The organism is Mesorhizobium sp. AA23, assembly GCF_001672435.1.
In the GTDB taxonomy this organism is placed as follows: Bacteria; Pseudomonadota; Alphaproteobacteria; order Rhizobiales; family Rhizobiaceae; genus Mesorhizobium.
This window is the reverse complement of the sequence record NZ_LYTP01000030.1, coordinates 151,227-171,536: the sequence shown is the minus strand read 5'-3', so window position 1 is coordinate 171,536 and position 20,310 is coordinate 151,227. Positions and strand designations below refer to the sequence as shown.

At 64.5% G+C, this 20,310-nt stretch carries 18 protein-coding genes; 17 read left to right on the top strand and 1 reads right to left on the bottom strand.

Translation table 11 applies throughout. The annotated features are described in order from the left end of the window. The 17 genes from A9K66_RS24765 (at window position 1) to A9K66_RS24685 (ending at window position 18,811) form a co-directional block, all read left to right on the top strand. Window positions 1–813 carry a shikimate dehydrogenase gene (locus A9K66_RS24765; protein ID WP_067328798.1) on the top strand — a complete coding sequence of 271 codons (813 nt, stop codon included), beginning with the start codon at window positions 1–3 and terminating at the stop codon, window positions 811–813. Next, on the top strand, window positions 806–1,612 hold the full coding sequence (locus A9K66_RS24760) for an SDR family oxidoreductase (protein WP_067328796.1): 807 nt from the start codon (window positions 806–808) through the stop codon (window positions 1,610–1,612). The genes A9K66_RS24765 and A9K66_RS24760 overlap by 8 nt, the downstream gene beginning before the upstream one ends. Window positions 1,613–1,625: 13 nt before the next feature. Beyond that, the gene (locus tag A9K66_RS24755) at window positions 1,626–1,973 is read left to right on the top strand and encodes a RidA family protein (RefSeq protein ID WP_067328794.1); all 348 of its coding nucleotides are present in this window, start codon (window positions 1,626–1,628) and stop codon (window positions 1,971–1,973) included. Window positions 1,974–2,049: 76 nt separating this feature from the next. Then, window positions 2,050–2,838: a FadR/GntR family transcriptional regulator gene (locus A9K66_RS24750; protein ID WP_067328791.1), complete on the top strand. Its 789-nt coding sequence runs from the start codon at window positions 2,050–2,052 to the stop codon at window positions 2,836–2,838. A 279-nt stretch (window positions 2,839–3,117) separates the two neighbouring features. Beyond that, window positions 3,118–3,828, top strand: coding sequence for an SDR family oxidoreductase (locus A9K66_RS24745; RefSeq protein WP_082954070.1), 711 nt, complete (start codon window positions 3,118–3,120; stop codon window positions 3,826–3,828). 11 nt (window positions 3,829–3,839) lie between these two features. Further along, entirely contained in the window at window positions 3,840–4,589 is a 750-nt protein-coding gene (locus A9K66_RS24740; RefSeq protein WP_067328787.1) for an SDR family oxidoreductase, read from the top strand. A gap of 83 nt (window positions 4,590–4,672) precedes the next feature. Continuing rightward, complete coding sequence (locus A9K66_RS24735) at window positions 4,673–5,620, top strand: LysR substrate-binding domain-containing protein (RefSeq protein WP_067328785.1); 948 nt, start codon at window positions 4,673–4,675, stop codon at window positions 5,618–5,620. An 87-nt stretch (window positions 5,621–5,707) separates the two neighbouring features. Further along, a complete protein-coding gene (locus A9K66_RS24730) occupies window positions 5,708–6,742 on the top strand; it encodes an amino acid ABC transporter substrate-binding protein (protein ID WP_082954069.1) in 1,035 nt (344 codons plus the stop codon). Between the two features lie 77 nt (window positions 6,743–6,819). After that, complete coding sequence (locus tag A9K66_RS24725; RefSeq protein ID WP_245307678.1) at window positions 6,820–7,986, top strand: ABC transporter permease subunit; 1,167 nt, start codon at window positions 6,820–6,822, stop codon at window positions 7,984–7,986. A gap of 3 nt (window positions 7,987–7,989) precedes the next feature. Continuing rightward, window positions 7,990–9,069: an amino acid ABC transporter permease gene (locus A9K66_RS24720; RefSeq protein ID WP_067328783.1), complete on the top strand. Its 1,080-nt coding sequence runs from the start codon at window positions 7,990–7,992 to the stop codon at window positions 9,067–9,069. A gap of 13 nt (window positions 9,070–9,082) precedes the next feature. Beyond that, on the top strand, window positions 9,083–9,838 hold the full coding sequence (locus tag A9K66_RS24715) for an amino acid ABC transporter ATP-binding protein (RefSeq protein ID WP_067328781.1): 756 nt from the start codon (window positions 9,083–9,085) through the stop codon (window positions 9,836–9,838). A gap of 54 nt (window positions 9,839–9,892) precedes the next feature. After that, on the top strand, window positions 9,893–11,299 hold the full coding sequence (locus tag A9K66_RS24710) for an FAD-binding oxidoreductase (RefSeq protein ID WP_067328779.1): 1,407 nt from the start codon (window positions 9,893–9,895) through the stop codon (window positions 11,297–11,299). A gap of 117 nt (window positions 11,300–11,416) precedes the next feature. Continuing rightward, window positions 11,417–13,087, top strand: coding sequence for a thiamine pyrophosphate-binding protein (locus A9K66_RS24705; RefSeq protein WP_067328777.1), 1,671 nt, complete (start codon window positions 11,417–11,419; stop codon window positions 13,085–13,087). Then, window positions 13,084–15,180: a hydantoinase/oxoprolinase family protein gene (locus A9K66_RS24700; RefSeq protein ID WP_067328775.1), complete on the top strand. Its 2,097-nt coding sequence runs from the start codon at window positions 13,084–13,086 to the stop codon at window positions 15,178–15,180. Before A9K66_RS24705 ends, A9K66_RS24700 begins: the two co-directional genes overlap by 4 nt. Beyond that, window positions 15,177–16,796, top strand: coding sequence for a hydantoinase B/oxoprolinase family protein (locus A9K66_RS24695; protein WP_067328773.1), 1,620 nt, complete (start codon window positions 15,177–15,179; stop codon window positions 16,794–16,796). The genes A9K66_RS24700 and A9K66_RS24695 overlap by 4 nt, the downstream gene beginning before the upstream one ends. Beyond that, window positions 16,793–17,995 (top strand): pyridoxal phosphate-dependent aminotransferase, encoded by a 1,203-nt coding sequence (locus A9K66_RS24690; protein WP_067328771.1) that lies wholly within the window; start codon window positions 16,793–16,795, stop codon window positions 17,993–17,995. Before A9K66_RS24695 ends, A9K66_RS24690 begins: the two co-directional genes overlap by 4 nt. 3 nt (window positions 17,996–17,998) lie before the next feature. Next, window positions 17,999–18,811 carry an NAD(P)-dependent oxidoreductase gene (locus A9K66_RS24685; protein ID WP_067328769.1) on the top strand — a complete coding sequence of 271 codons (813 nt, stop codon included), beginning with the start codon at window positions 17,999–18,001 and terminating at the stop codon, window positions 18,809–18,811. A gap of 77 nt (window positions 18,812–18,888) precedes the next feature. Here the strand turns inward: A9K66_RS24685 and A9K66_RS24680 are convergent, their stop codons facing one another. Next, window positions 18,889–20,265, bottom strand: a complete 1,377-nt coding sequence (locus A9K66_RS24680; protein ID WP_067329130.1) for an aspartate aminotransferase family protein — start codon at window positions 20,263–20,265, stop codon at window positions 18,889–18,891. Window positions 20,266–20,310: the final 45 nt, after the last annotated feature.

Sequence of the window (20,310 nt, the reverse complement as noted above, 5' to 3'; positions counted from 1 at the left end):
ATGCGCGGAACCGGCAAGGCCGATGTCTTCGTCATGCTGGCCCATCCCGTGGGCCACGCGAAAAGCCCTGGCATCTTCAACGAGATCTTCGAGCAGAAGGGGCTCGACAGCCTGATGGTGCCGCTGAGCTGCCGTCCGGAAGACTTCGATACTTTCTGGGCCGGCATCACGGCGGCGGAGAACATCCGCGGCGTCATCATCTCGGTGCCCTATAAGGTCCCGGTCTACCACAAATGCGCCGCCGCCCACGATCGCGCCGCGCGCGTGCAGAGCGCGAATTCCGTGCGCCGGCAGGCGGACGGCACCTGGTATGCCGACAATTTCGACGGCGTCGGCTTCATCGACGGCTTGAAGGCCGGCGGACACCGGATCGCCGGCAGGCGCATCCTCCAGGTCGGCGCAGGCGGTGCGGGCGCATCGCTGACCTACTGCCTCGCCGAGGAAGGCGCGACGGAGATCCGCCTCGCCGACATCGACAGGGAACGCGCGCAAAAGCTCGCTTCGCTGGTCAGCAGGTCGTTCCCCGATTGCCGCATCGAGGTCGGCGAACCCGATCCGTCCGGAATGGACATGGCGATCAACGCGACGCCCTCCGGGCTGAAGGCCGGCGATCCGCTGCCGATGGATGTGAACAAGCTGACGCCGGAGATGACCGTGGTCGACATCATCATGGAGCCGGCCGAAACGGCCCTGCTCAAGGCGGCGAAAGAGATCGGCTGCCGCATCCAGCCCGGACGCCCGATGATGGACTTCCAGGTCGAGGCCATGGCCGCATTCTTCGACATCGAGCGAAAGGAGCGCCACAATGGCTGAGGCTTCGACCGCGGTCGTCATCGGCGGCACGTCCGGGATCGGCCGCGCTATTGCGGAGCGCTTCGCCGAGGAAGGCTACCAGGTGGTCGTCGCAGGCCGGGACGCGAGCCGCGGCAAGGAAGCCGCCGAGGCCTGCGAGAGCGCCGGCGCCCCACGCGCCGCGTTTGTCCAGACCGATGTCGGCGATCCCGCTTCCGTCGAGGCGCTGGCGCAAGACGTCAGCAATGCGTTCGGCACCCCTCATGTCGTGGTCAACTGCGCCGGCATCCTGCAGAGCGGCAAGCATGTGCTCGACCAGGACCTCACCGAAGACGAGCAGATGTGGCGGATCAACTATCGCGGCACGCTGCTTGGCTGCCAGCTGTTCGGCCGGCTGATGTCGGCCGCCGGGCGCGGCGCGATCCTCAATGTCGGCTCGCTCGCCTCCTTCGCGCCGCTGTCGCTTCCGGCTTACACGCCCGGAAAGCATGCAGTGCTGGCGCTCACCCAGATCCTGGCTGCCGAACTCGGCCCGCATGGAGTCCGTGTGAACGCCGTAGCGCCGGGCTATACCCTCTCCGACGGGCTGAAGGCCAGGATCGCCAAGGGCGAACGCAACCCGGAAGCGATTCAGGCCACCACCGCGCTGCGCCGCTTCGTCGAGCCGCGCGATGTCGCTGAGGCGGCGCTGTTCCTCTGCTCCGACCGTGCCGCCTCGATCACCGGCGTCACGCTGCCCGTCGATGCGGGCTGGCTCGTCCAGGCGCCGTACGCGCAGTACCTGCAGGGCAACCCCATCCGGCAGACGCCGGCAATCTGACGAGGAAGATCCAGTGGGCGATATCCAACGCTTCGACTTCGACACCCGCATCCATCATGGCGTCATCCACAACGGCACGCTCTACCTGACCGGCCAGGTTGCCAAGCCGGGCCAACCGGCGGCCGACCAGATGCGCGAGGTGCTCGCCAAGATCGATGTCCTGCTCGCCAAGGCCGGCACCGACAAGACCCGCATCCTCCACGTCCAGATGTGGCTGGACGACGTGCGGGATTTCGACGAGGTCAATGCGGTCTGGGACGCCTGGATGCCGAAAGAGCATGCGCCGGCACGCTCTTCCGGCGAGGGGCGGATGGCCAAGCCCGGCATGCTGGTCGAACTGATCGTCACCGCGGCGGTTTGAATGGTCTCGCCGGTTCGGGCATCATCCCGAATCTGAACTTGAACGGCCCTAGTCTGGACTTGAACGGAAGGCCTGCATGACGAAGCGCAAGCCGCTTTCCACCGTCGTGGCGGAGAGCCTGGCCGAAAAAATCCGCTCCGGTGAGTTGCAGCCGGGCGCGCAACTGCCGACCGAGGCGGAGCTTTGCGCCGAATACGATGTCAGCCGCACCGTCGTGCGCGAAGCCGTGGCGCGGCTGCGCTCCGAGGGCATGGTGGTGCCGCAGCAGGGTCGCGGCATGTTCGTCAGCGAAACACCCGTGCCGCGCAATTTCTCGATCCCGGACGAGGCGCTGAGAACCTTGCCGGAAACCATCGCCTTGCTCGAACTCAGGTTGAGCGTCGAAGTCGAATCCGCCGGGCTCTGCGCCGAACGCCGCACCGACAAGGAGGCGAGCGCCATCCGTGCCATGATGGATGACATCGACGCGCAGCAGGCCGACCCGGCAGCGGTCCAGATCCACTACGACTACGATTTCCACCTCGCGATCGCCAAGGCCGCGCGCAACGAATTCATCCATGGCTTCCTGGCCTATCTCGGGCCGATGATCGTGCCGCGCTTCCAACTCGGCTACGTCGTCGAGCCGGCCCTGAAGGACAGCTATTACGCGCGCATCCACAGCGAGCACAAAGCCATCGTCCATGCCATCGAAAGACAGGATGGCGGCAAGGCCCGCCAGGCCATGCGCAAGCATCTGCACAACAGCCTCGGGCGCGTTCGCGCCCTCGCGCGGGCTTCCGGAGTCGAGGCGACCGACGCGGAGCAAAAGGCCGCCGCAGCCTCGCTCTTCACCAAAATGAAAAGGCCTGCGCCAACGGCCGGTTAAGGCCGGGACGGGTTCGATCCTTCGCGTGAGCACCGAATGCGACTTGCCGCGCGTTGCGAAAGCCGTGTTTTTGTTCCACCGGCGACCGGAAACCCTCTCCCGCGCGCCGACGGGATTGTTTTCCTTTGGTTCGCAGCGTTGGAGGCCGCGCAGGCAGCGTGGAACGTTTGAGCTGCCGGAAAGGCTCTCGAAAGTTTATCTTTCCTTTTTGCTGCTTTTCTTGGTTTCGCGGCACCGGTCGAGGCCGCAGACTAAGATCAGGCAATAGGGGAAGCCCACGTGACGACAGCCTTCATCACAGGTGCGACGAGCGGCATTGGGCGAGCCATCACCATCGCGTTGAGCGACGCCGGCTACGACGTCTATGCGGTCGGTCGGAGCCAGGCGGCGCTGAAAGAACTGCAGGCCGTGCGTCCTGGCATCCTGCCGATCGCCGTTGACGTTACCGACCGCGAGGCTTTGGAATCGGTCCTGGCCGATCTCACCATCGATGTGCTGATCAACAACGCCGGCATCATGCCGCCGCTCGGCAATTTCGCCGACATGACGATCGCAGACATCGACACCACGTTGGAGGTGAACCTCAGCGCGGCGATCCTGCTCACCCGCCTCGTCGCGCCGCAGATGCGGGAGCGCCAGTCAGGCCACATCTTGTTCACCGGCTCCACCGCCGGCCACGCGGCCTATTCCAACATCGCCGTCTATTCGGCCACCAAGGCGGCGATCTCCGGCTTTGCCGCTGCCTTGCGCGCCGACCTCTCGCCGTCCGGCATACGCGTCACCGAGATCGTCGCCGGTCGGGTCGAGACGCAGCTCTACAATGACATCCTCGACGCCGACGCCCGGGCGGCGATGTACGCCGGAAAAGTAGTGCAGCCGGACGACGTGGGCAGGATGGTCGTCGCTGTGCTGGCGCTCCCCGCATGGGCCGACGTTACTCGTTTCGACATCATGCCGACCTGGCCGACCTCGCCCAGCGGCACCAAGTAAGGAAAACTGCAATGAAGGATCTTTCCGTTCTGATCGTCGGCGGCGGCGCCGGCCTTGGCGCCCTTCTCGCCCGCATGGCTGTGGAGGCCGGGGCGGCAAAGATCGGCATCATCGACATCAACCAGGAAGCCGCTGAGAGCGCTCTCGACGCGGCGAAAGCCAAGGGCCTGCCCACGGCTGCCGCAGCTTGCGACATCCAGGTCGGACCGCAGTGTCACGCCGCCTTCGACGCCATTGTCGCGAAGCTCGGGCGCGTCGACACGCTGATCAATTGCGCCGCGATCTATCCTCGGCGTCCGCTCCTCGAGATCACCGACGCCGAGTGGGACGCCTCCAACGGCATCAACATCAAGGGCACGTACCACATGATGGTGGCGGCCGTTCGCCACATGCAGTCGCAAGAGCCAAAAGCGCATGTGCGTGGAAGGATCGTAAACCTCACTTCCGTCGACGCCTTCAAGGCGCACCCGCAGAACGCCCATTATGCGGCGACCAAGGCCGCCGTCGTCAGCCTCACGCGCTCCTTTGCCCATCACGTCGCCAAGGACGGGATTTTGGTGAATTCCGTCGCGCCCGCCGGCATGGCCACCGAGAAGGCCAAGGCGCTCGGTTTTCTCGAGGAATTGGCCAAGGCAAGCCCGCTCGGCCGCGGCGCCGAGCCGACCGAGGTCGCCGAGTGGGTGCTCATGACCGGCGGCCCGAAGAACACCTATATGACCGGTGAAAACGTAATCGTCTCAGGCGGTTACATCTACGCCTGAATCGGTTTTCATAAGCCGGCGGCGTCTGAAATCCAGCAGTGCATGATCAACGGAGTCTCGAACGAAAGGAGGCGGACTTCACGATGACCGGCAAGCTTCGCCTTCCTTCGCTCAATGCGCTTCGCGTCTTCCACGCCGTCGCACAGCACAAGAGCTTCCGGCAGGCCGCCGACGAGCTCCTGGTGACGCCGCAAGCCGTCGGTCAGCAGATCAAGCTTTTGGAAGACACGCTGCAGGTGACGCTGTTCGAGCGCAAGGGGCGCTCGATCGAGCTGACTGAGTCAGCGATCTTGCTCTCGCACTATGTCAAAGCCGGCTTCGACGAATTTTCCGAAGGCGTTCGCCGCGTCACCAAATCGAACTACCGGGACCGCATCAATCTTAATGCGAGCCCCTACTTCGCAACGCACTATCTGCTGCCCAGGCTTTCATTGTTCCGCGAGATCCTGCCGGGCGCTGATCTGCGCCTGACGACGATGGTCGACCTGCCCGATTTCGGGCGTGACGACATCGATATGACGGTGCAGTGGGGCTATGGCAACTGGCCGGACTACGAGACCACGCTGCTGGTGCCGGACCCGAAGATCATATGCTGTACCCCGGCGATCGGCGAGAAGATCAAGTCGGCGCAGGACCTGACGCGGTTCACGCTGCTGGACACCGTCAAGTCGAAGCGGCTGTGGCCCGACATATTGCGGCACCTCGGAGTGGAACTGGCTGAGGGCGACCGCAGCATCGGGTTCGATGACGCCGCCACCATGCGCCGTGCGACGCTCCAAGGCATCGGTGTCGGCCTGGTTTCCATCATCGATGCCGAGGAGGACTTCAGGTCGGGCGCGCTGGTCGCGCCACTTGGCCGTGACGCCCTCTCGGACATGAAGCCGGAAGAAGTCCCCGGCTTCTACCTCGTCATGCCGCGCGGGCATCTGCGCGTGAAGGCGGTGGCCGCCCTGCATCGCTGGCTCGTCCAGCAGGATTGGGGCAGCGACCTCAAGCTTTCTCTGCCGAAACCGACACCGCTCTCCGATTAGGAGCGGCTTCGCGACCGAGGGCCGAAGCGCGTGTTTCGGGCCTCCAACAACAAGAACAAGTGAACCTCAACAGTGGAGACAACAAACATGAAAATGATGAAATGGGGGGCCGCAGCCATGGCCCTTGGCCTGGTTCATTTTGCGGCGCCTGCCGAGGCGGCGGGCGGCAAGACGCTGGAAACGGTGAACGCGCGCGGCTTGCTCAACTGCACGGGCCATGACGGCTCCTATCTCGGCTTCGCCGAGGTAGACGACAAGGGCAACTGGAAGGGCATGGACATCGACCTCTGCAAGGCGGTGGCGACCGCCGTGTTCGGCGACCCGGCCAAGCTGAAGATCGTCCCGATCAGCTGGGCGCAGCGCTGGCCGTCGCTGCAGTCGGGGGACGTCGACATCATCATCAAGGCGTCGGGCGGCACGCTCAGCCGAGATACCGAGCTCGGCCTGCAATTCTCGATGTCCTATTACCTCGGAACGACCAAGGTGATGGCGCATAAGGAGCTCAATCTGAAGTCGCTCAAGGACGCCGATGGCGGCTCGATCTGCATCCCCGCGGGGACGACCATCGAGCAGCAGGTCGCGGCCTATGCGCAGAAGGTCGGGATCAAGCTGGAGCCTGTCGTCATCGAAAAGACGGAAGAGCTCGAGCAAGCATACTTCTCGGGGCGCTGCGACATGTATGCCCAGTGGGGGCCAGTTCTCGCAATCGCGCGTGTCGCCAAGGGCAAGGTCGACGACCACGTGATCCTGCCCGACGTGCTCGCCGTCGAACCCGAGGTCATGATCGTACGGCAAGGCGACGACAACTGGGTCGACGTCGCCAACTGGACGCTCTCCGCCCTGCTCTTCGCCGAGCAGGAAGGCATCACGTCCAAAAATGTCGATGAGATCAAAGCCAAGCCCACGTCGCCGGCAGTTGCCAAGTTCCTGGGTGCCGCGCCAGGCATGGGCAAGGGTCTCGGACTTCCTGACGACTGGGCCTACAACGTGATCAAGAAGGTCGGCAATTACGGCGAGATCTTCGATCGCGATCTCGGCAAGGAGTCGCCCTACAAGATGGATCGCGAGCTGACCAACCTGTGGAACAATGGCGGCGTCCTGTTCCCGCTGGTGATCGACTGACTCCACCTCTCAACGCAGCTCGCTCTGAGCTCCGCCTGGCACCGCCAGGCGGAGCCGGCGACAATTCGGGGACGACCATGATGGTCAGCCTGCTAAGAAATCAGAGGGTCCGCAATACGCTTTTACAGGTTCTTTATGTCGGCTCGCTTGCTGCGATGATCCTTGCCTGCGTGATGATCGCCCGGCGGAACCTGGCGCAGCAAGGCATCACCTCCGGCTTCGACTTCCTGTTCAAGTCGACGGGCTGGGATGTCAACTTCTCGCTGCTGCCCGCCACCGCCAACGACCCCTACTGGTGGTTCTTCCTCATCGGCGTCATCAACACGCTATTCCTGGGATGCACCGGGCTGATCCTGGCGACGATCGTCGGCACCATTGTCGGCCTGGCGCGGACCTCCTCGAACGAGCTGGCGCGGCTGCTTGGCCGCACCTATGTCGACATTTTCCGCAACATCCCGCTGATCCTCCAGGTCTTCTTCTGGTACGCCGTCATTACGCATCTGCCGACGCCACGCGCCGCGCACGAGGCCTTCGGCATGCTGCTGACCAGCCGCGGCCTCTATGTCCCGGTCCCCAATGTCGGCGGCGTCGCGTTTGCGGCAGCTTTCCTTGCCGCAATCGCAGCGATCGCGCTGCCGGTTTGGCTGGGCCGGACCACGCGCCTCAGCCAACCGCCCGGCGAGCGGCTCGGCATTCAACTGACCGCGGCCGCGACGGCACTGGCCAGCGCAGTCATTGTCCTTGCGCTGGGCCGCCTGCCGGACCTGCCGCTGCTCGACTTCCCTGCCCTGCAAGGCCTCAATCTCAAGGGTGGCCTGCGCATCCCTCCCGAATTTTCCGCTTTGGCCATCGCGATCGCCATCTATGGCGGCTCCTATATCGCCGAGATCGTGCGTGGCGGCTTCAAGGCCGTCGGGAAGGGCCAGATGGAGGCCGCACTTTCGCTGGGGCTGAGCCCCTGGCGCGTGTTCACGCTGGTGCGGCTGCCGCTGGCGCTGCGTGCCATGCTGCCGATCCTCGCGAACCAATATGTCTGGCTGATGAAGGCGACGACCATGGGCATTGCGGTGGGCTTCACCGACTTCTTCATGATCGTGGCGCTGACCATCAACCACTCCGGCCAGACGCTGGAAGCGATCGGTATCCTGATGGCAGGGTTCCTGGCGATCAATCTCAGCCTGGCCGCCGTGTTCAACCGCATCAACAAAACCATTGCCCTCAAGGGCAATCAGTTGAGGGGGTGAGTGATGGAGATGGTAATTGTCGCTCCCCCTGCCCCTGGCAAGCTCGAAGACGTGAGGCGCCGTTTCTTCGCCACGCCGCTGCAGGCGCTGCTGTCGCTGATATCGCTGGCGATCATGGCTTTCGTTCTCTGGAAGCTGCTGAACTGGGCGGTGTTCGCAGCGGTGTTCACCACCAGCGGCGGGCCCGAGGCCTGCCAGGCGGCGGCAGGAGCCTGCTGGTCGGTCATTGCCGCCAGGTGGCGCATCATCCTCTTCGGCCTCTATCCCTTCGAGGAGCAATGGCGCTCGGCCTTGGCCTGTGTGGCCGTCGTGGTCATGACCGTGCTGAGCTGCATCCCGGCCTTTTGGACCGGTAGCCGCATCGCGCTCGTCTGGGGCGCCGGAACGGCGCTCTACTATGTACTGATGAAAGGCGGCGTGCTCGGCCTTCCCTATGTCGGCGAGGAAGCCTGGGGCGGGCTGGCGCTCACCCTTTTCATCTTCGTCACCACCTGCCTGATCGGCTTCCCGCTGGCGATCTGCCTGGCTCTCTTGCGCCGCTCGGAGCTGCCCTGGATATCCAGGACCACGGGCCTGATCATCGACGGAGTGCGCTCGCTGCCGCTCATCTCTATCCTCTTCACCTTCGCCGTCGTGCTGCCTTTCGCGCTGCCGCAATGGATGGCAGGCGACAAGCTGTACAGAGTCATTCTCGGCTCGGCCCTGTTCTTCTCGGCCTATCAGGCCGAGATCGTGCGCGGCGGCATGCAGGGCGTTCCGAAGGGCCAGGAAGAAGCCGCCATGGCGCTCGGCATGAGCTACTGGCAGCGAATCGGCCGCATCCTCCTGCCGCAGGCCATGCGCAACGCGCTGCCGGCGACGATCAACCAGTTCGTGATCTCGTTCAAGGAAACCTCGCTGGTGGTTATCGTCGGTTTCTTCGAGATCCTCGCTTCCGGCAATGCCGCCTACGGCACCGGCGAATGGCGCTTCGCCTATGTCGAGGTCTATGCCTTCATTGCGTTGATCTATTTCGTCTTCGTCTTCAGCCTGTCCCGCTACGGTGCTTACCTCGAGCGCCGCATGTCGGTCGGCGAACGGTAGGGAGGCGCGCAAAGTGAATTCGACGCAGTCATCTGGCGCCGCGGTTCATATCGAGAACCTGGACAAATACTACGGCTCTTTCCACGCGCTGCGGAACATAAACCTTTCCGTGAAGCGCGGAGAAAAGATCGTCGTCTGCGGCCCCTCGGGCTCCGGCAAGTCGACCATGATCCGCTGCATCAATCGGCTCGAGCAGCACAATGGCGGGCGCATCACCGTGCTCGGCACCGAGCTCAACGACGATGTCGGCAACATTGACGGGATCAGGCGCGAAGTCGGCATGGTGTTCCAGCACTTCAACCTGTTCCCGCACATGACCGTGCTGGAGAACTGCATGATCGCACCGATGATCGTGCGCAAGCGACCGCGCGCCGAGGCCGAGGCGACCGCCCGGCGCTATCTGGAGAAGGTCCGCATTCCCGAGCAGGCGACGAAATTTCCCGGACAGCTCTCCGGCGGCCAGCAGCAGCGGGTGGCGATTGCGCGCGCGCTTTGCATGCAGCCGCAGCTCATGCTGTTCGACGAGCCGACGTCGGCGCTCGATCCGGAAATGATCGCCGAAGTGCTGGACGTCATGGTGACCCTTGCTTCGGACGGCATGACGATGATCTGTGTCACGCACGAGATGGGCTTCGCGCGCCGCGTCGCCGACCGCGTCATTTTCATGGACAGCGGCGAAATCGTCGAGGAGGCGCCGCCGGAGCAGTTCTTCACCTCTTGCCGGAACGAGCGCACCCGGCAATTCCTGTCGCAGGTGCTGGGTCATTGAGCCAGGCGCCGCTGCTGTCTATACGCGGCGTGCCACACATCGCAGGTATCGCAAATGACTGACCCCGTCACCGCTTTGCGCGAGATTCTCGGACCGAAAGGCTGGCTTTCGGGCACCGACGCCGAGCCTTATCAGCGCGACTGGCTGAACCGCTATGGCGTCGCGCCTTTGGGCGTTGCCAGGCCCGCGAACACGGCCGAAGTTGCCGCAGTGGTCAAGGCATGCCGGGTGGGCGGCGTGGCCGTGATTCCGCAAGGCGGAAACACCGGCCTGTGCGGCGGCGCCGTCGCCGATCGGGCGGACGCGATCATCGTCTCGCTTTCGCGCATGACGGGAATAGGCGAACCGGATCCGGAGAGCGGGTCGATTGCGGTTGACGCGGGTGTTGTGCTCGCCGCGTTGCACGACGCGCTGGAGCCGCATGGCCTGATGTTCCCGATGCATCTCGGCGCCGAAGGCAGCGCCAGGATCGGCGGCCTGATCGGCACCAATGCCGGCGGCAGCCAGGCGTTTCGCTATGGCATGATGCAGGACCTCGTGCTCGGCCTCGAAATCGTGACCCCGGACGGCGCGATGTGGGACGGCCTTCGCGCGGTGCAGAAGGACAATGCCGGCTATCAGCTGCGCAAGCTGTTCTGCGGTGCCGAAGGCACGCTCGGCATCGTCACGCGCGCTGTCCTCAGGCTCTATCCCACCCCAAAACAACAGGCGAGCGCGCTTCTGGTGATGTCCGACTTCGCCGCGGCCGTTTCCTTCGGCACCTATCTGCGCGGCGAGGCCGGCGAGTTCCTTGCCGGGCTCGAATTCTTCTCCGATGTCGGCCTGACGCTGGCGCTCAAAAATCTGCCTGATCTCGCCTACCAGCTGGAAACACGAGGCGACGTCTACCTGCTCGTCGAACTGGCGTCAGGTTCGGCGCGCGTTCCGCTGGACGAGATCCTCGATTCGGCACTGGAATGGGGTATGGAGGAAGGTCTGGTCGTGGATGGCGCGCTGGCCAATTCGGGCGCGCAGCGGGCGCAATTCTGGCGGCTGCGCGAGGAACAACCCGAGGGGCAGCGGCTGGAAGGCGAACAGTTGAAGCACGACATCTCGGTGCCGCCGGGCGCCATCGCCCGCTTCATCGAGACCGGCGCCGGGATTTGCGACGACATCCTGCCCGGCGTGCGGATCAACCCATTCGGGCATCTCGGCGACGGCAACATCCACTACAATGTGTCGCCGCCGGAAGGCCGCGCCGATTTCGACGGCAAGGCGGGACAATTTGCCGAGGCGCTGGCTGCGCTCGCTACCGAGATGGGGGGCAGCTTCGCGGCGGAACATGGGCTTGGGCGCGCCAAGATCGCCGTGGCCGAGCGGAATCGCAGTTCAGTGGAGCGGGAACTCATGGCGCGGCTGAAGGGCGCGTTCGACCCGCAGGGCACGATGAATCCCGGCGTCCTGGTTCGAATTGCAGAATAAAGAAAAACTTTCGAATGGACCGCATTTCTTGATTTCGCGTCGGCCCGCCAGAGTGCAGGTATAAGTTCGAAAGGCAGGCTCCGTCTGCTTGCCACCAGCGTAAGAGGATGCCGAAGCATGGTCCGCAATGGCGGTCGCCTTCTTGTCGAGTGCCTGATCTCGCTTGGCGCGACCAAGAGCTTCGGCGTTCCCGGCGAAAGCTATCTCGCCGTTCTCGACGCGCTGCACGACACGCGTGGAAAGCTGGACTACGTGCTCTGCCGCAATGAGGGCGGTGCGGCTTTCATGGCTTCCGCCTACGGCAAGCTGACGGGCACGCCGGGCATCAGCTTTGTGACGCGCGGCCCGGGCGTGACCAATGCCAGCATCGGCGTGCACACCGCCATGCAGGACAGTTCGCCGATGATCCTCTTCGTCGGCCAGGTCGGCACCGACATGAAAGGCCGCGAAGCCTTCCAGGAAATAGACTACCGGGCGGTGTATGGAACCGTCGCAAAATGGGCGGTCGAGATCGATGACGTCGATCGTCTTCCCGAAATCGTGGCGCGGGCCTGGAACACCGCTTTGACCGGACGGCCCGGCCCCGTAGTGGTCGCGCTGCCGGAAGACATGCTGACGGCCATGACCGGAGCCGCGCCGCTCGGCGGACCGGCGTCTGTCTTCGAAGCGGCGCCGGCACAGGAGGCAATTGCGTCGGTATTGAAGATGCTTGCCGCCGCCGAAAATCCGGTGCTGCTGATGGGCGGCACCAACTGGACGGCTGACGGACGCGCGGCGCTTCAGGCTTTCGCTGAGGCCTCCGATATCCCGGTCGTGACAGCCTTCCGGTATCAGGACCAGTTCGACAACCATTCGCCGGTGTTCGTCGGCGAGGCCGGCGTCGGGATGGTGCCGCATGTGAAAAACCTGATCCGCGATGCGGACGTGATCCTCGCCGTCAATGTCCGCTTCGGCGAGATGACGACCGACGGCTACACCCTGCTGGAAGTTCCCGTACCGCGCCAGAAGCTGATCCACGTGCACGGCTCCGATCGCGAGATTGGCAAGATCTATGTGCCCACGGTCGGTATCCATGCCGGTCCGAACGCCTTCGCCAAGGCGCTCACCCCGATCAAGGGTTCTTGGGCCGACTGGCGCACGACGGCACGCAAGGCCTATGAAGGCACGTTCGCTGCGCCCGTGCAGCCCGGCCCGGTCGACATGGTCGCGGTCAGCACCTGGCTGCGCGAGACGCTGCCGCCCGACGTCATCCTCACCAACGGCGCCGGCAATTTCACCGTGTGGCCGAACAAGTTCTTCAAGTTTGGACCGCAAGCGCGCCTGCTTGCGCCGCAATCCGGCGCCATGGGCTATGGCCTGCCGGCCGCGATCGCGGCCAAGGTCGCATACCCGCAACGCACCGTGGTCTGCTTTGCCGGTGACGGCGATTTCCAGATGAACTGCCAGGAACTCGGAACCGCCATGCAGGCCGGCGCGCAGCCGATCGTGCTGATCGTCAACAATGGCATCTACGGCACCATCCGTGCCCATCAGGAGCGCAACTATCCGGCTCGCGTCTCTGGAACCTCGCTCGAGAATCCCGACTTCGTGGCGCTGGCGAAGGCCTATGGCTTTCACGCCGAGCGGGTCGAAACCACGGGGGATTTCGCGGCGGCGTTCGAGCGGGCGCTTAGCTCGACGACCGGCGCCGTCCTCGACATCACCATCTCGCCCGAAGCGATAACGCCCCGGCAGACCCTCTCTCAGATGCGCGACGCCGCGCTCGCTTCCCAGAAGGCCAAGTCATGACCTCCAGAACTGACGACATCCGCCTCGGCGCGGACATCGGCGGCACCTTCACCGACATCGCCCTTGATGTCCGAGGGACGATGTTTTCGACCAAGGTACTGACCAACTATGCGGCTCCCGAGCAGGCGATCCTCGACGGCATCGCCATCGTCATTCGCGACGCCGGAATTTCGCCGTCCGAGATCGGCATCATCATCCACGGCACGACACTCGCCACCAACGCGCTGATTGAGCGCCGTGGCGCGAAGACCGCGCTGGTCACGACGGAAGGGTTCCGCGACGTGATCGAGATGCGAACGGAAAACCGCTTCGAGCAGTATGATCTGAACCTGCAACTGCCGACGCCGCTGATTCCGCGCGAGGATCGCTTCACCGTCAAGGGCCGCATCGGCGCGGAAGGCCAAGAGCTGCAGCCGCTCGACGAAGCCGCCCTGGAGGACATCGCCGAGCGGATCGCGGCCGGCGGCTTCGGCTCGGTGGCGATCGGCTTCATCCATGCCTATGCCAACCCCGACCACGAGCGCCGGGCGCGCGAGATCCTCGCCAGAAAACTCGGCATCCCGATCTCGATCAGCGCCGAAGTCTCGCCGCAGATGCGTGAGTTCGAACGCTTCAACACGGTCTGCGCCAACGCCTATGTGCGGCCGCAGATGGCCGACTATCTCGCCCGCCTGCAGACGCGCCTGAAGGACATGGGCGCCGATTGCCCCGTTTTCATGATCCATTCCGGCGGCGGCCTGATCTCGGTGGAGACCGCTTCGGAATTTCCGGTCCGGCTGGTCGAATCCGGCCCGGCGGGCGGCGCGATCTTCGCCGCAGACATCGCCAGGCGCTTTGGTCTTGAGAAGGTCGTCTCCTACGACATGGGCGGAACCACCGCCAAAATCTGCCTGATCGAGGACTATGCGCCGCGCACGGCGAGAACCTTCGAAGTGGCGCGCACCTACCGCTTCTCGAAGGGCTCGGGCATGCCGATCTCCATCCCGGTTATCGAGATGATCGAGATCGGCGCCGGCGGCGGTTCCATCGCCTGGGTCGACGCCATGGGCCGTATCCAGACCGGGCCGGAGAGTGCCGGCTCGGAGCCGGGGCCGGCCTGCTACGGGCGCGGCGGCAAGCGTCCGGCGATCACGGATGCCGATCTCGTGCTCGGCAAGCTCGACCCCGACAATTTCGCCGGCGGGGCGATCAAGCTGGACAGCACTGCGTCCGAGCAGGCGATTCTGCGCGATGTCGGCGAGCGGCTGTCGCTCGATGCCATGTCGACGGCCTTCGGAATCTGCGAGGTAGTGGACGAGAACATGGCCAATGCTGCCCGCGTCCATGCGGTCGAGAACGGCAAGAACATATCCGACAATCTGATGATCGCCTTCGGCGGCGCCGCCCCGCTTCACGCGGCGAGACTGTGCGAAAAGCTCGGCATCGACCAGTGCATCGTTCCGCGCGGCGCCGGCGTCGGCTCGGCGATCGGCTTCCTCAAGGCGCCGTTCGGCTACGAGGCGCTGGCCTCGAAGCTGACGCGCCTGTCGCGGTTCCAGCCTGCCGAAGTGAATGCCCTGCTCGCCGATCTCAAGGCCTCCGCCGAGGGTTTTGTGCGCGGCGGCGCCAGCGGCAGGATCGTCTGCGAAATCACCGCCTTCATGCGCTATGCCGGCCAGGGCTGGGAAATCCCCGTGCCGGTGGCAGACGAGCCGTTCGGAGACGATGCCGTTGCAGAACTCAAGGCGTTGTTCGAGGAGAATTACCAGCGCTTCTTCGGCCGCGCCATCGAGGGGCTCGACGGACTGGAAATCGAGATCGTCACCTGGTCGGTCAAGGCGACGGATGTTCGTCCCGCCGTCGCCAGGCACGAGCTCACAACTGGCAAGACAACGAGCGAACTCAAAACGACCCGCGAGGTGTTCGATCCGGTCAGCGGCGCACCGCGCAGCTACGGCATCGTCGAGCGCGACTCGCTCCGCCCCGGCGATCGGATCGCGGGCCCCGCGGTCATCGTCGAGCGCGAAACTTCCACCGTCGTCACCACCAGCTTCGACGCCGTCATCCAGAGCGACGGCGCGATCCTACTGAGCCGCAAAGGCAGCCAGGCATGAGCGATATTGGCGAAATCCGCATGCAGGTCATGTGGAACCGATTGATCTCGGTGGTCGAGGAGCAGGCGCTCACCCTGCTGCGCACCGCCTTCTCGACTTCGGTGCGCGAATCCGGCGACCTGTCGGCTGGCGTGTTCGACCCGCGCGGCCAGATGCTTGCGCAGGCAGTCACCGGCACGCCGGGCCACGTCAACACCATGGCCGAGGCGGTGCTGCATTTCATGCACGAAATCCCGCGCGACCAGATGTTCGAAGGCGACACCTACGTCACCAACGATCCCTGGCAGGGCACCGGCCACCTGCACGACATCACCATGGTGTCCCCGTCCTTCCTCAACGGCGAGCTCGTCGCCTTCTTCGCCTGCACGGCACATGTCGTCGATGTCGGCGGGCGCGGCTTCGGCGCCGACGGCAAGTCGGTCTACGAGGAAGGCATCCAGATCCCGATCATGAAGTTCGCGGAAAAGGGCAAGGTCAATCTCGATCTGGTCAGGATCCTGCGCGCCAATGTCCGCGAGCCCAACCAGGTGGTCGGCGATTTCTATTCGCTCGCTGCCTGCAACGAGGTCGGGCACCGGCGCCTCGTCGACATGATGAAGGAGATCGGCCTGACCTCGCTGGATGGGTTAGGCAATTTCATCTTCTCGCGCACCCGCGACGCCATGCTGGAACGCATCGAGGCGCTGCCCAAGGGAAGCTGGTCGAACGAGCTGGTGACCGACGGCTACGACGAGCCGGTGAAACTCGCGGCCAGGGTGTCGGTCCGCGAGGACCATGTCGAGGTCGACTTCACCGGCACCGACCCGATGAGCCGCTGGGGCATCAACTGCCCGATCATCTACAGCAAGGCCTATGCCTGCTATGCGCTGAAATGCATGGTGGCGCCCGACATCCCGAACAATGCCGCCTCGCTCGCCTTCTTCACCGTGTCGTCGCCGGTCAACATCCTGAATGCCGTGCGGCCGGCCCCGGTGGCGTTGAGGCACATCTTCGGCCACATGGTGCCCGATCTGGTACTTGGCGCGTTCTCCAAGGCGTTGCCCGGAAAGATCCTCGCCGAAGGCGCCGGCGCGCTGTGGAACATCCACATTTCGGCGCGGCCCGTCGCCGGCGCGTCCGGCCGCCGCGCCGAAGTGCTGATGTTCAACTCCGGCGGCATGGGCGCGCGGCCTGAGCTCGATGGGCTGTCGGCGACGGCCTTCCCGTCCGGTGTCCATACGATGCCGATCGAGGCGACGGAGCATACCGGTCCGATCGTGATCTGGCGCAAAGAGCTGCGGCCGAATTCCGGCGGCGACGGCGAGTTCCGCGGCGGCCTGGGTCAGATCATCGAGATCGCCGCGACCGACGGCCACGAGTTCGACTTCTCCGCCATGTTCGACCGCGTGAACCATCCCCCGCGCGGACGCAATGGCGGCGAGCCCGGCGTCGCCGGCGTGGTCAAGCTCGACGACGGCACAAAGATGCGCCCCAAGGGCTGGCAGCACGTCCCCGCCGGGCGGCGGCTGATCCTCGAACTGCCGGGCGGCGGCGGCTATGGCGATCCGGCCAAGCGCAGTGCCGCCGCGCGGGCCAACGACCGATCCAAGGGTTACATCTCGGAGAACGACCAATGAGTTACGTTGCCTCGCGCCTCTCGGCGGTGAAGCCTTCGGCTTCCATGGCGGCTTCGCAGGCCGCCAAGGCGCTGCGCGCCAAGGGTGTGGACGTGATCGACCTCGGGTTGGGCGAACCCGATTTCCCGACCCCGCTTCACATCATCGATGCCGCGCATTTTGCCGCCAAGGCCGGACAGACGCTCTACACCGCTGCCGCTGGCACCATCGAAGTGCGCGAAGCCGTGGCCGGCAAGTTCCGCCGTGAGAACAGCCTGGACTACACGGCCGACGACATCGTCGTCGCCAACGGCGCCAAGCAGATCATCTTCAACGCGCTGATGGCGACGCTGGAGCCAGGCGACGAGGCGATCCTGCCGGCGCCCTATTTCGTCTCCTATCCCGAAATGGTGAAGCTGCTCGGCGGCACGCCCGTCGTCGTCGAATGCCCGGAGACCACAGGTTTCCGGCTGACGCCGGCGCTGCTGGAAAAGGCAATCACGTCAAGGACAAAGTGGCTTTTCCTCAACATGCCCGGCAACCCGTCTGGCGCGGTCTATTCCGCGTCCGATCTCAAGGCGCTGGGCGCGGTCCTGGCAAAACACCCGCAGGTGCTGGTCCTTTCCGACGAGATCTACGAGCACATCCTCTTCGACGGACGCGAATTCGTCTCCTTCGACAAGGCCTGCCCCGAGCTCAAGGACCGCACCCTGATCGTCAACGGCGTCTCGAAGTCCTATGCGATGACCGGCTGGCGCGTCGGTTACGCAGCCGGCCCCGCGCCACTCATCAAGGCGATGTCGACGATCCAGAGCCAGTCCTGCACCTCGGTGTGCTCGATCGCACAAGCCGCGACCGTCGCCGCCCTCAGCGGTCCGCAGGATGAAGTCGCGCGCTTCCGGCAGGCCTTCGAGGCGCGCCGCAACCTGGTAGTGGACGGCATCAGGAGGATAAACGGACTGACGTTGTCGCCGCCGGAAGGCGCCTTCTACGCCTACATCGGCTGCGCCAGCCTGATCGGCCGCAAGACGCCCAAGGGCGTCGTCCTGGAGGATGACGCGGCCGTGTCCAACTATCTTCTCAACGAAGGACGCGTGGCGTCGGTGCCGGGTGTCGCTTATGGACTGTCACCCTATTTCCGCATCTCGACGGCGACCGGCGAAGGGGTGCTGGCCGAGGCGATCTCGCGGATCAATGCCGCCGTCGCACAGGTGGAGTAAACGATGCCGCACTACGAACGTATATTGATTACCGGTGCCGCTGGCCGGCTCGGCTCGCAATTGCGCAAGGGACTGGTGCCGCTGGCAAGCAAGATCCGCCTGGCGGGCCGCGGGCCGTTCAGCGATCTTGCGCCTCATGAAGAAGAAGCCGTCTTCGATCTTGCCGACATGGAGGCGACCATCGCGGCCACCAAGGACTGCGATGCGATCGTGCATTTCGGCGGCGCGCCGCTCGAATGCGAGTGGCAGACCATCCTCGATTCCAGCATTCGCGGCTCCTACCACATCTATGAAGGCGCGCGGAAACACGGCGTGAAGCGCGTCGTCTACGCCTCCTCGGTACATGCCATCGGCTATCACGAAATCGAGGCGCATATCGGCGTCGACGCGCCGGTGCGCCCGGACAGTCTTTATGGCGTGTCGAAAAACTTCGTCGAAAGCCTCAGCCGGCTTTATTGGGACAAGTTCGGCATCGAGACGGTGTGCCTGCGCATCTTCTCGTCGTTCCCCGAGCCGGCCGACCGGCGCATGCTGTGGTCGTATCTTTCCTTCGCCGACTGCGTGCGCCTGGTCGAGGCATCGCTGACAGCGCCGCGCGTCGGCCACACCATCTCGTTTGGCCTATCCAACAACAAGCTGAAGATGGTCGACAACAGCGGCGCCGATCATCTCGGATTCATCCCGCAGGACAGCGCCGAGCCGTTCCGGGCCGCCGTCGAGGCGAAGACGCCAATTCCCGACCCAAAGAGGCCGTCGGTGAAATATCTCGGCGGCTGGTTCTGCGAGCTCGGGCATCCGGACGACAAGCCCGAATAACCATGCCTCGCAAGCAGGTCAGTTCGGAAATGCCGACCTGACCGAGCCGACACGGCGCTCCCATGGTGATCGATGGTTCAGCCCTGTGGCCGGACCTGCGGCAGCGCGGCCTCGAGCGACCGTTCGAACGCGTCGACCAAAGCGTCGACCTGAGCCTCGGTAATGATCAGCGGCGGACAGAAAGCGATCGCATCGCCCATGTTGCGCGAGATCACGCCGTTGTGCTGCATGAACCCATTGACCAGCGCACCGAGAGCCGCAGGCTTGCCCCATGGCGCCTTGCTCGCCTTGTCGGCGACCAGCTCGACGGCGGCGATCAGGCCGACGCCACGCACCTCGCCCACCAGTGGATGGGAACCGAGCTTGCGCAGCCTGGCCTGCAAATGCGCGCCGACCGTGCGCGCATTGCCGACAAGGTCGCGCTCCTCGATCAGCTTGAGGTTTTCCAGCGCGACGGCCGCGGCGACAGGATGACCGCCGCCGGTGAAGCCGTGGCCGAAGGTGCCGATGCGATCGCTCTCGTCGGCGATCGGTTCGAAAACCTTGTCGTTGATCAGCAGCGCCGAGATCGGCAGGTAGGACGACGAGATCTGCTTGGACAACACCATGATGTCGGGCTTGATGCCGAAGGTCTGCGAACCGAACATCTCGCCGGTGCGGCCGAAGCCGCAGATGACCTCGTCGGCCACTAAAAGAATGTCGTATTTCGACAGCACCGCCTGGATTTTTCCCCAATAGCCGGCGGGCGGAACGACCACGCCGCCGGCGCCCATGATCGGCTCGCCGATAAAGGCGGCGATGGTTTCCGGCCCCTCTGCGAGGATCAGCTTTTCCAGGTCGTCGGCCAGACGGCTGGAAAACTGCTCCTCGCTTTCGCCGGGCTCGGCATCGCGCCAGTGGTGCGGCGTCGAGGTGTGCAGGATATTGGCGATCGGCAGGTCGAAGGACAGATGATTGTTCGGCAGCCCGGTCAGGCTTGCGGACGCGATGGTGACGCCATGATAGCCGCGCTTGCGGCTGATGATCTTCTTGCGCGTCGGCTGGCCGAGCGCGTTCGACCGGTACCAGATCATCTTGATCGCCGTGTCGTTGGCCTCGGAGCCCGAATTGGTGAAGTAGGCCTTGCTCATCGGCACCGGTGCCATCTGCACCAGCTTCTCGGCCAGATCGATCAGCGGCGAATGCGCCTTCGAGCCGAAATCGTGGTAGAAGGGCAGCTTCGACATCTGCCGCGTGGCCGCCTCGACCAGTCGCTTTTCCGAGAAGCCGACGGCAACGCTCCACAGGCCGGCCATCGCCTCGATATAGCGGTTGCCGGCAATGTCCTCGACATAGACGCCGTCGCCCTTTTCGATGACCAGCGGTCCCGTTTCCTGATGCTTGCGGGCATTGGTGTAGGCGTGCATGTGGTAGCGGATGTCGCGGGCTTCAGGGGAATTCGGTCTGGCGTCCATGATGGCTCCTGTCTGCGAGTGTAGGACCATCTCGCTGGTCGAGAA

Bases quoted from the DNA above. Each gene is read 5' to 3' on its own strand.
- A9K66_RS24740 (WP_067328787.1), top strand. From the start codon at position 3,840: ATGAAGGATCTTTCCGTTCTGATCGTCGGCGGCGGCGCCGGCCTTGGC.
- A9K66_RS24760 (WP_067328796.1), top strand. From the start codon at position 806: ATGGCTGAGGCTTCGACCGCGGTCGTCATCGGCGGCACGTCCGGGATC.
- A9K66_RS24680 (WP_067329130.1), bottom strand. From the start codon at position 20,265: ATGGACGCCAGACCGAATTCCCCTGAAGCCCGCGACATCCGCTACCAC.
- A9K66_RS24720 (WP_067328783.1), top strand. From the start codon at position 7,990: ATGGAGATGGTAATTGTCGCTCCCCCTGCCCCTGGCAAGCTCGAAGAC.
- A9K66_RS24750 (WP_067328791.1), top strand. From the start codon at position 2,050: ATGACGAAGCGCAAGCCGCTTTCCACCGTCGTGGCGGAGAGCCTGGCC.
- A9K66_RS24710 (WP_067328779.1), top strand. From the start codon at position 9,893: ATGACTGACCCCGTCACCGCTTTGCGCGAGATTCTCGGACCGAAAGGC.
- A9K66_RS24685 (WP_067328769.1), top strand. From the start codon at position 17,999: ATGCCGCACTACGAACGTATATTGATTACCGGTGCCGCTGGCCGGCTC.
- A9K66_RS24725 (WP_245307678.1), top strand. From the start codon at position 6,820: ATGATGGTCAGCCTGCTAAGAAATCAGAGGGTCCGCAATACGCTTTTA.
- A9K66_RS24705 (WP_067328777.1), top strand. From the start codon at position 11,417: ATGGTCCGCAATGGCGGTCGCCTTCTTGTCGAGTGCCTGATCTCGCTT.
- A9K66_RS24700 (WP_067328775.1), top strand. From the start codon at position 13,084: ATGACCTCCAGAACTGACGACATCCGCCTCGGCGCGGACATCGGCGGC.
- A9K66_RS24695 (WP_067328773.1), top strand. From the start codon at position 15,177: ATGAGCGATATTGGCGAAATCCGCATGCAGGTCATGTGGAACCGATTG.
- A9K66_RS24735 (WP_067328785.1), top strand. From the start codon at position 4,673: ATGACCGGCAAGCTTCGCCTTCCTTCGCTCAATGCGCTTCGCGTCTTC.
- A9K66_RS24765 (WP_067328798.1), top strand. From the start codon at position 1: ATGCGCGGAACCGGCAAGGCCGATGTCTTCGTCATGCTGGCCCATCCC.
- A9K66_RS24730 (WP_082954069.1), top strand. From the start codon at position 5,708: ATGAAAATGATGAAATGGGGGGCCGCAGCCATGGCCCTTGGCCTGGTT.
- A9K66_RS24690 (WP_067328771.1), top strand. From the start codon at position 16,793: ATGAGTTACGTTGCCTCGCGCCTCTCGGCGGTGAAGCCTTCGGCTTCC.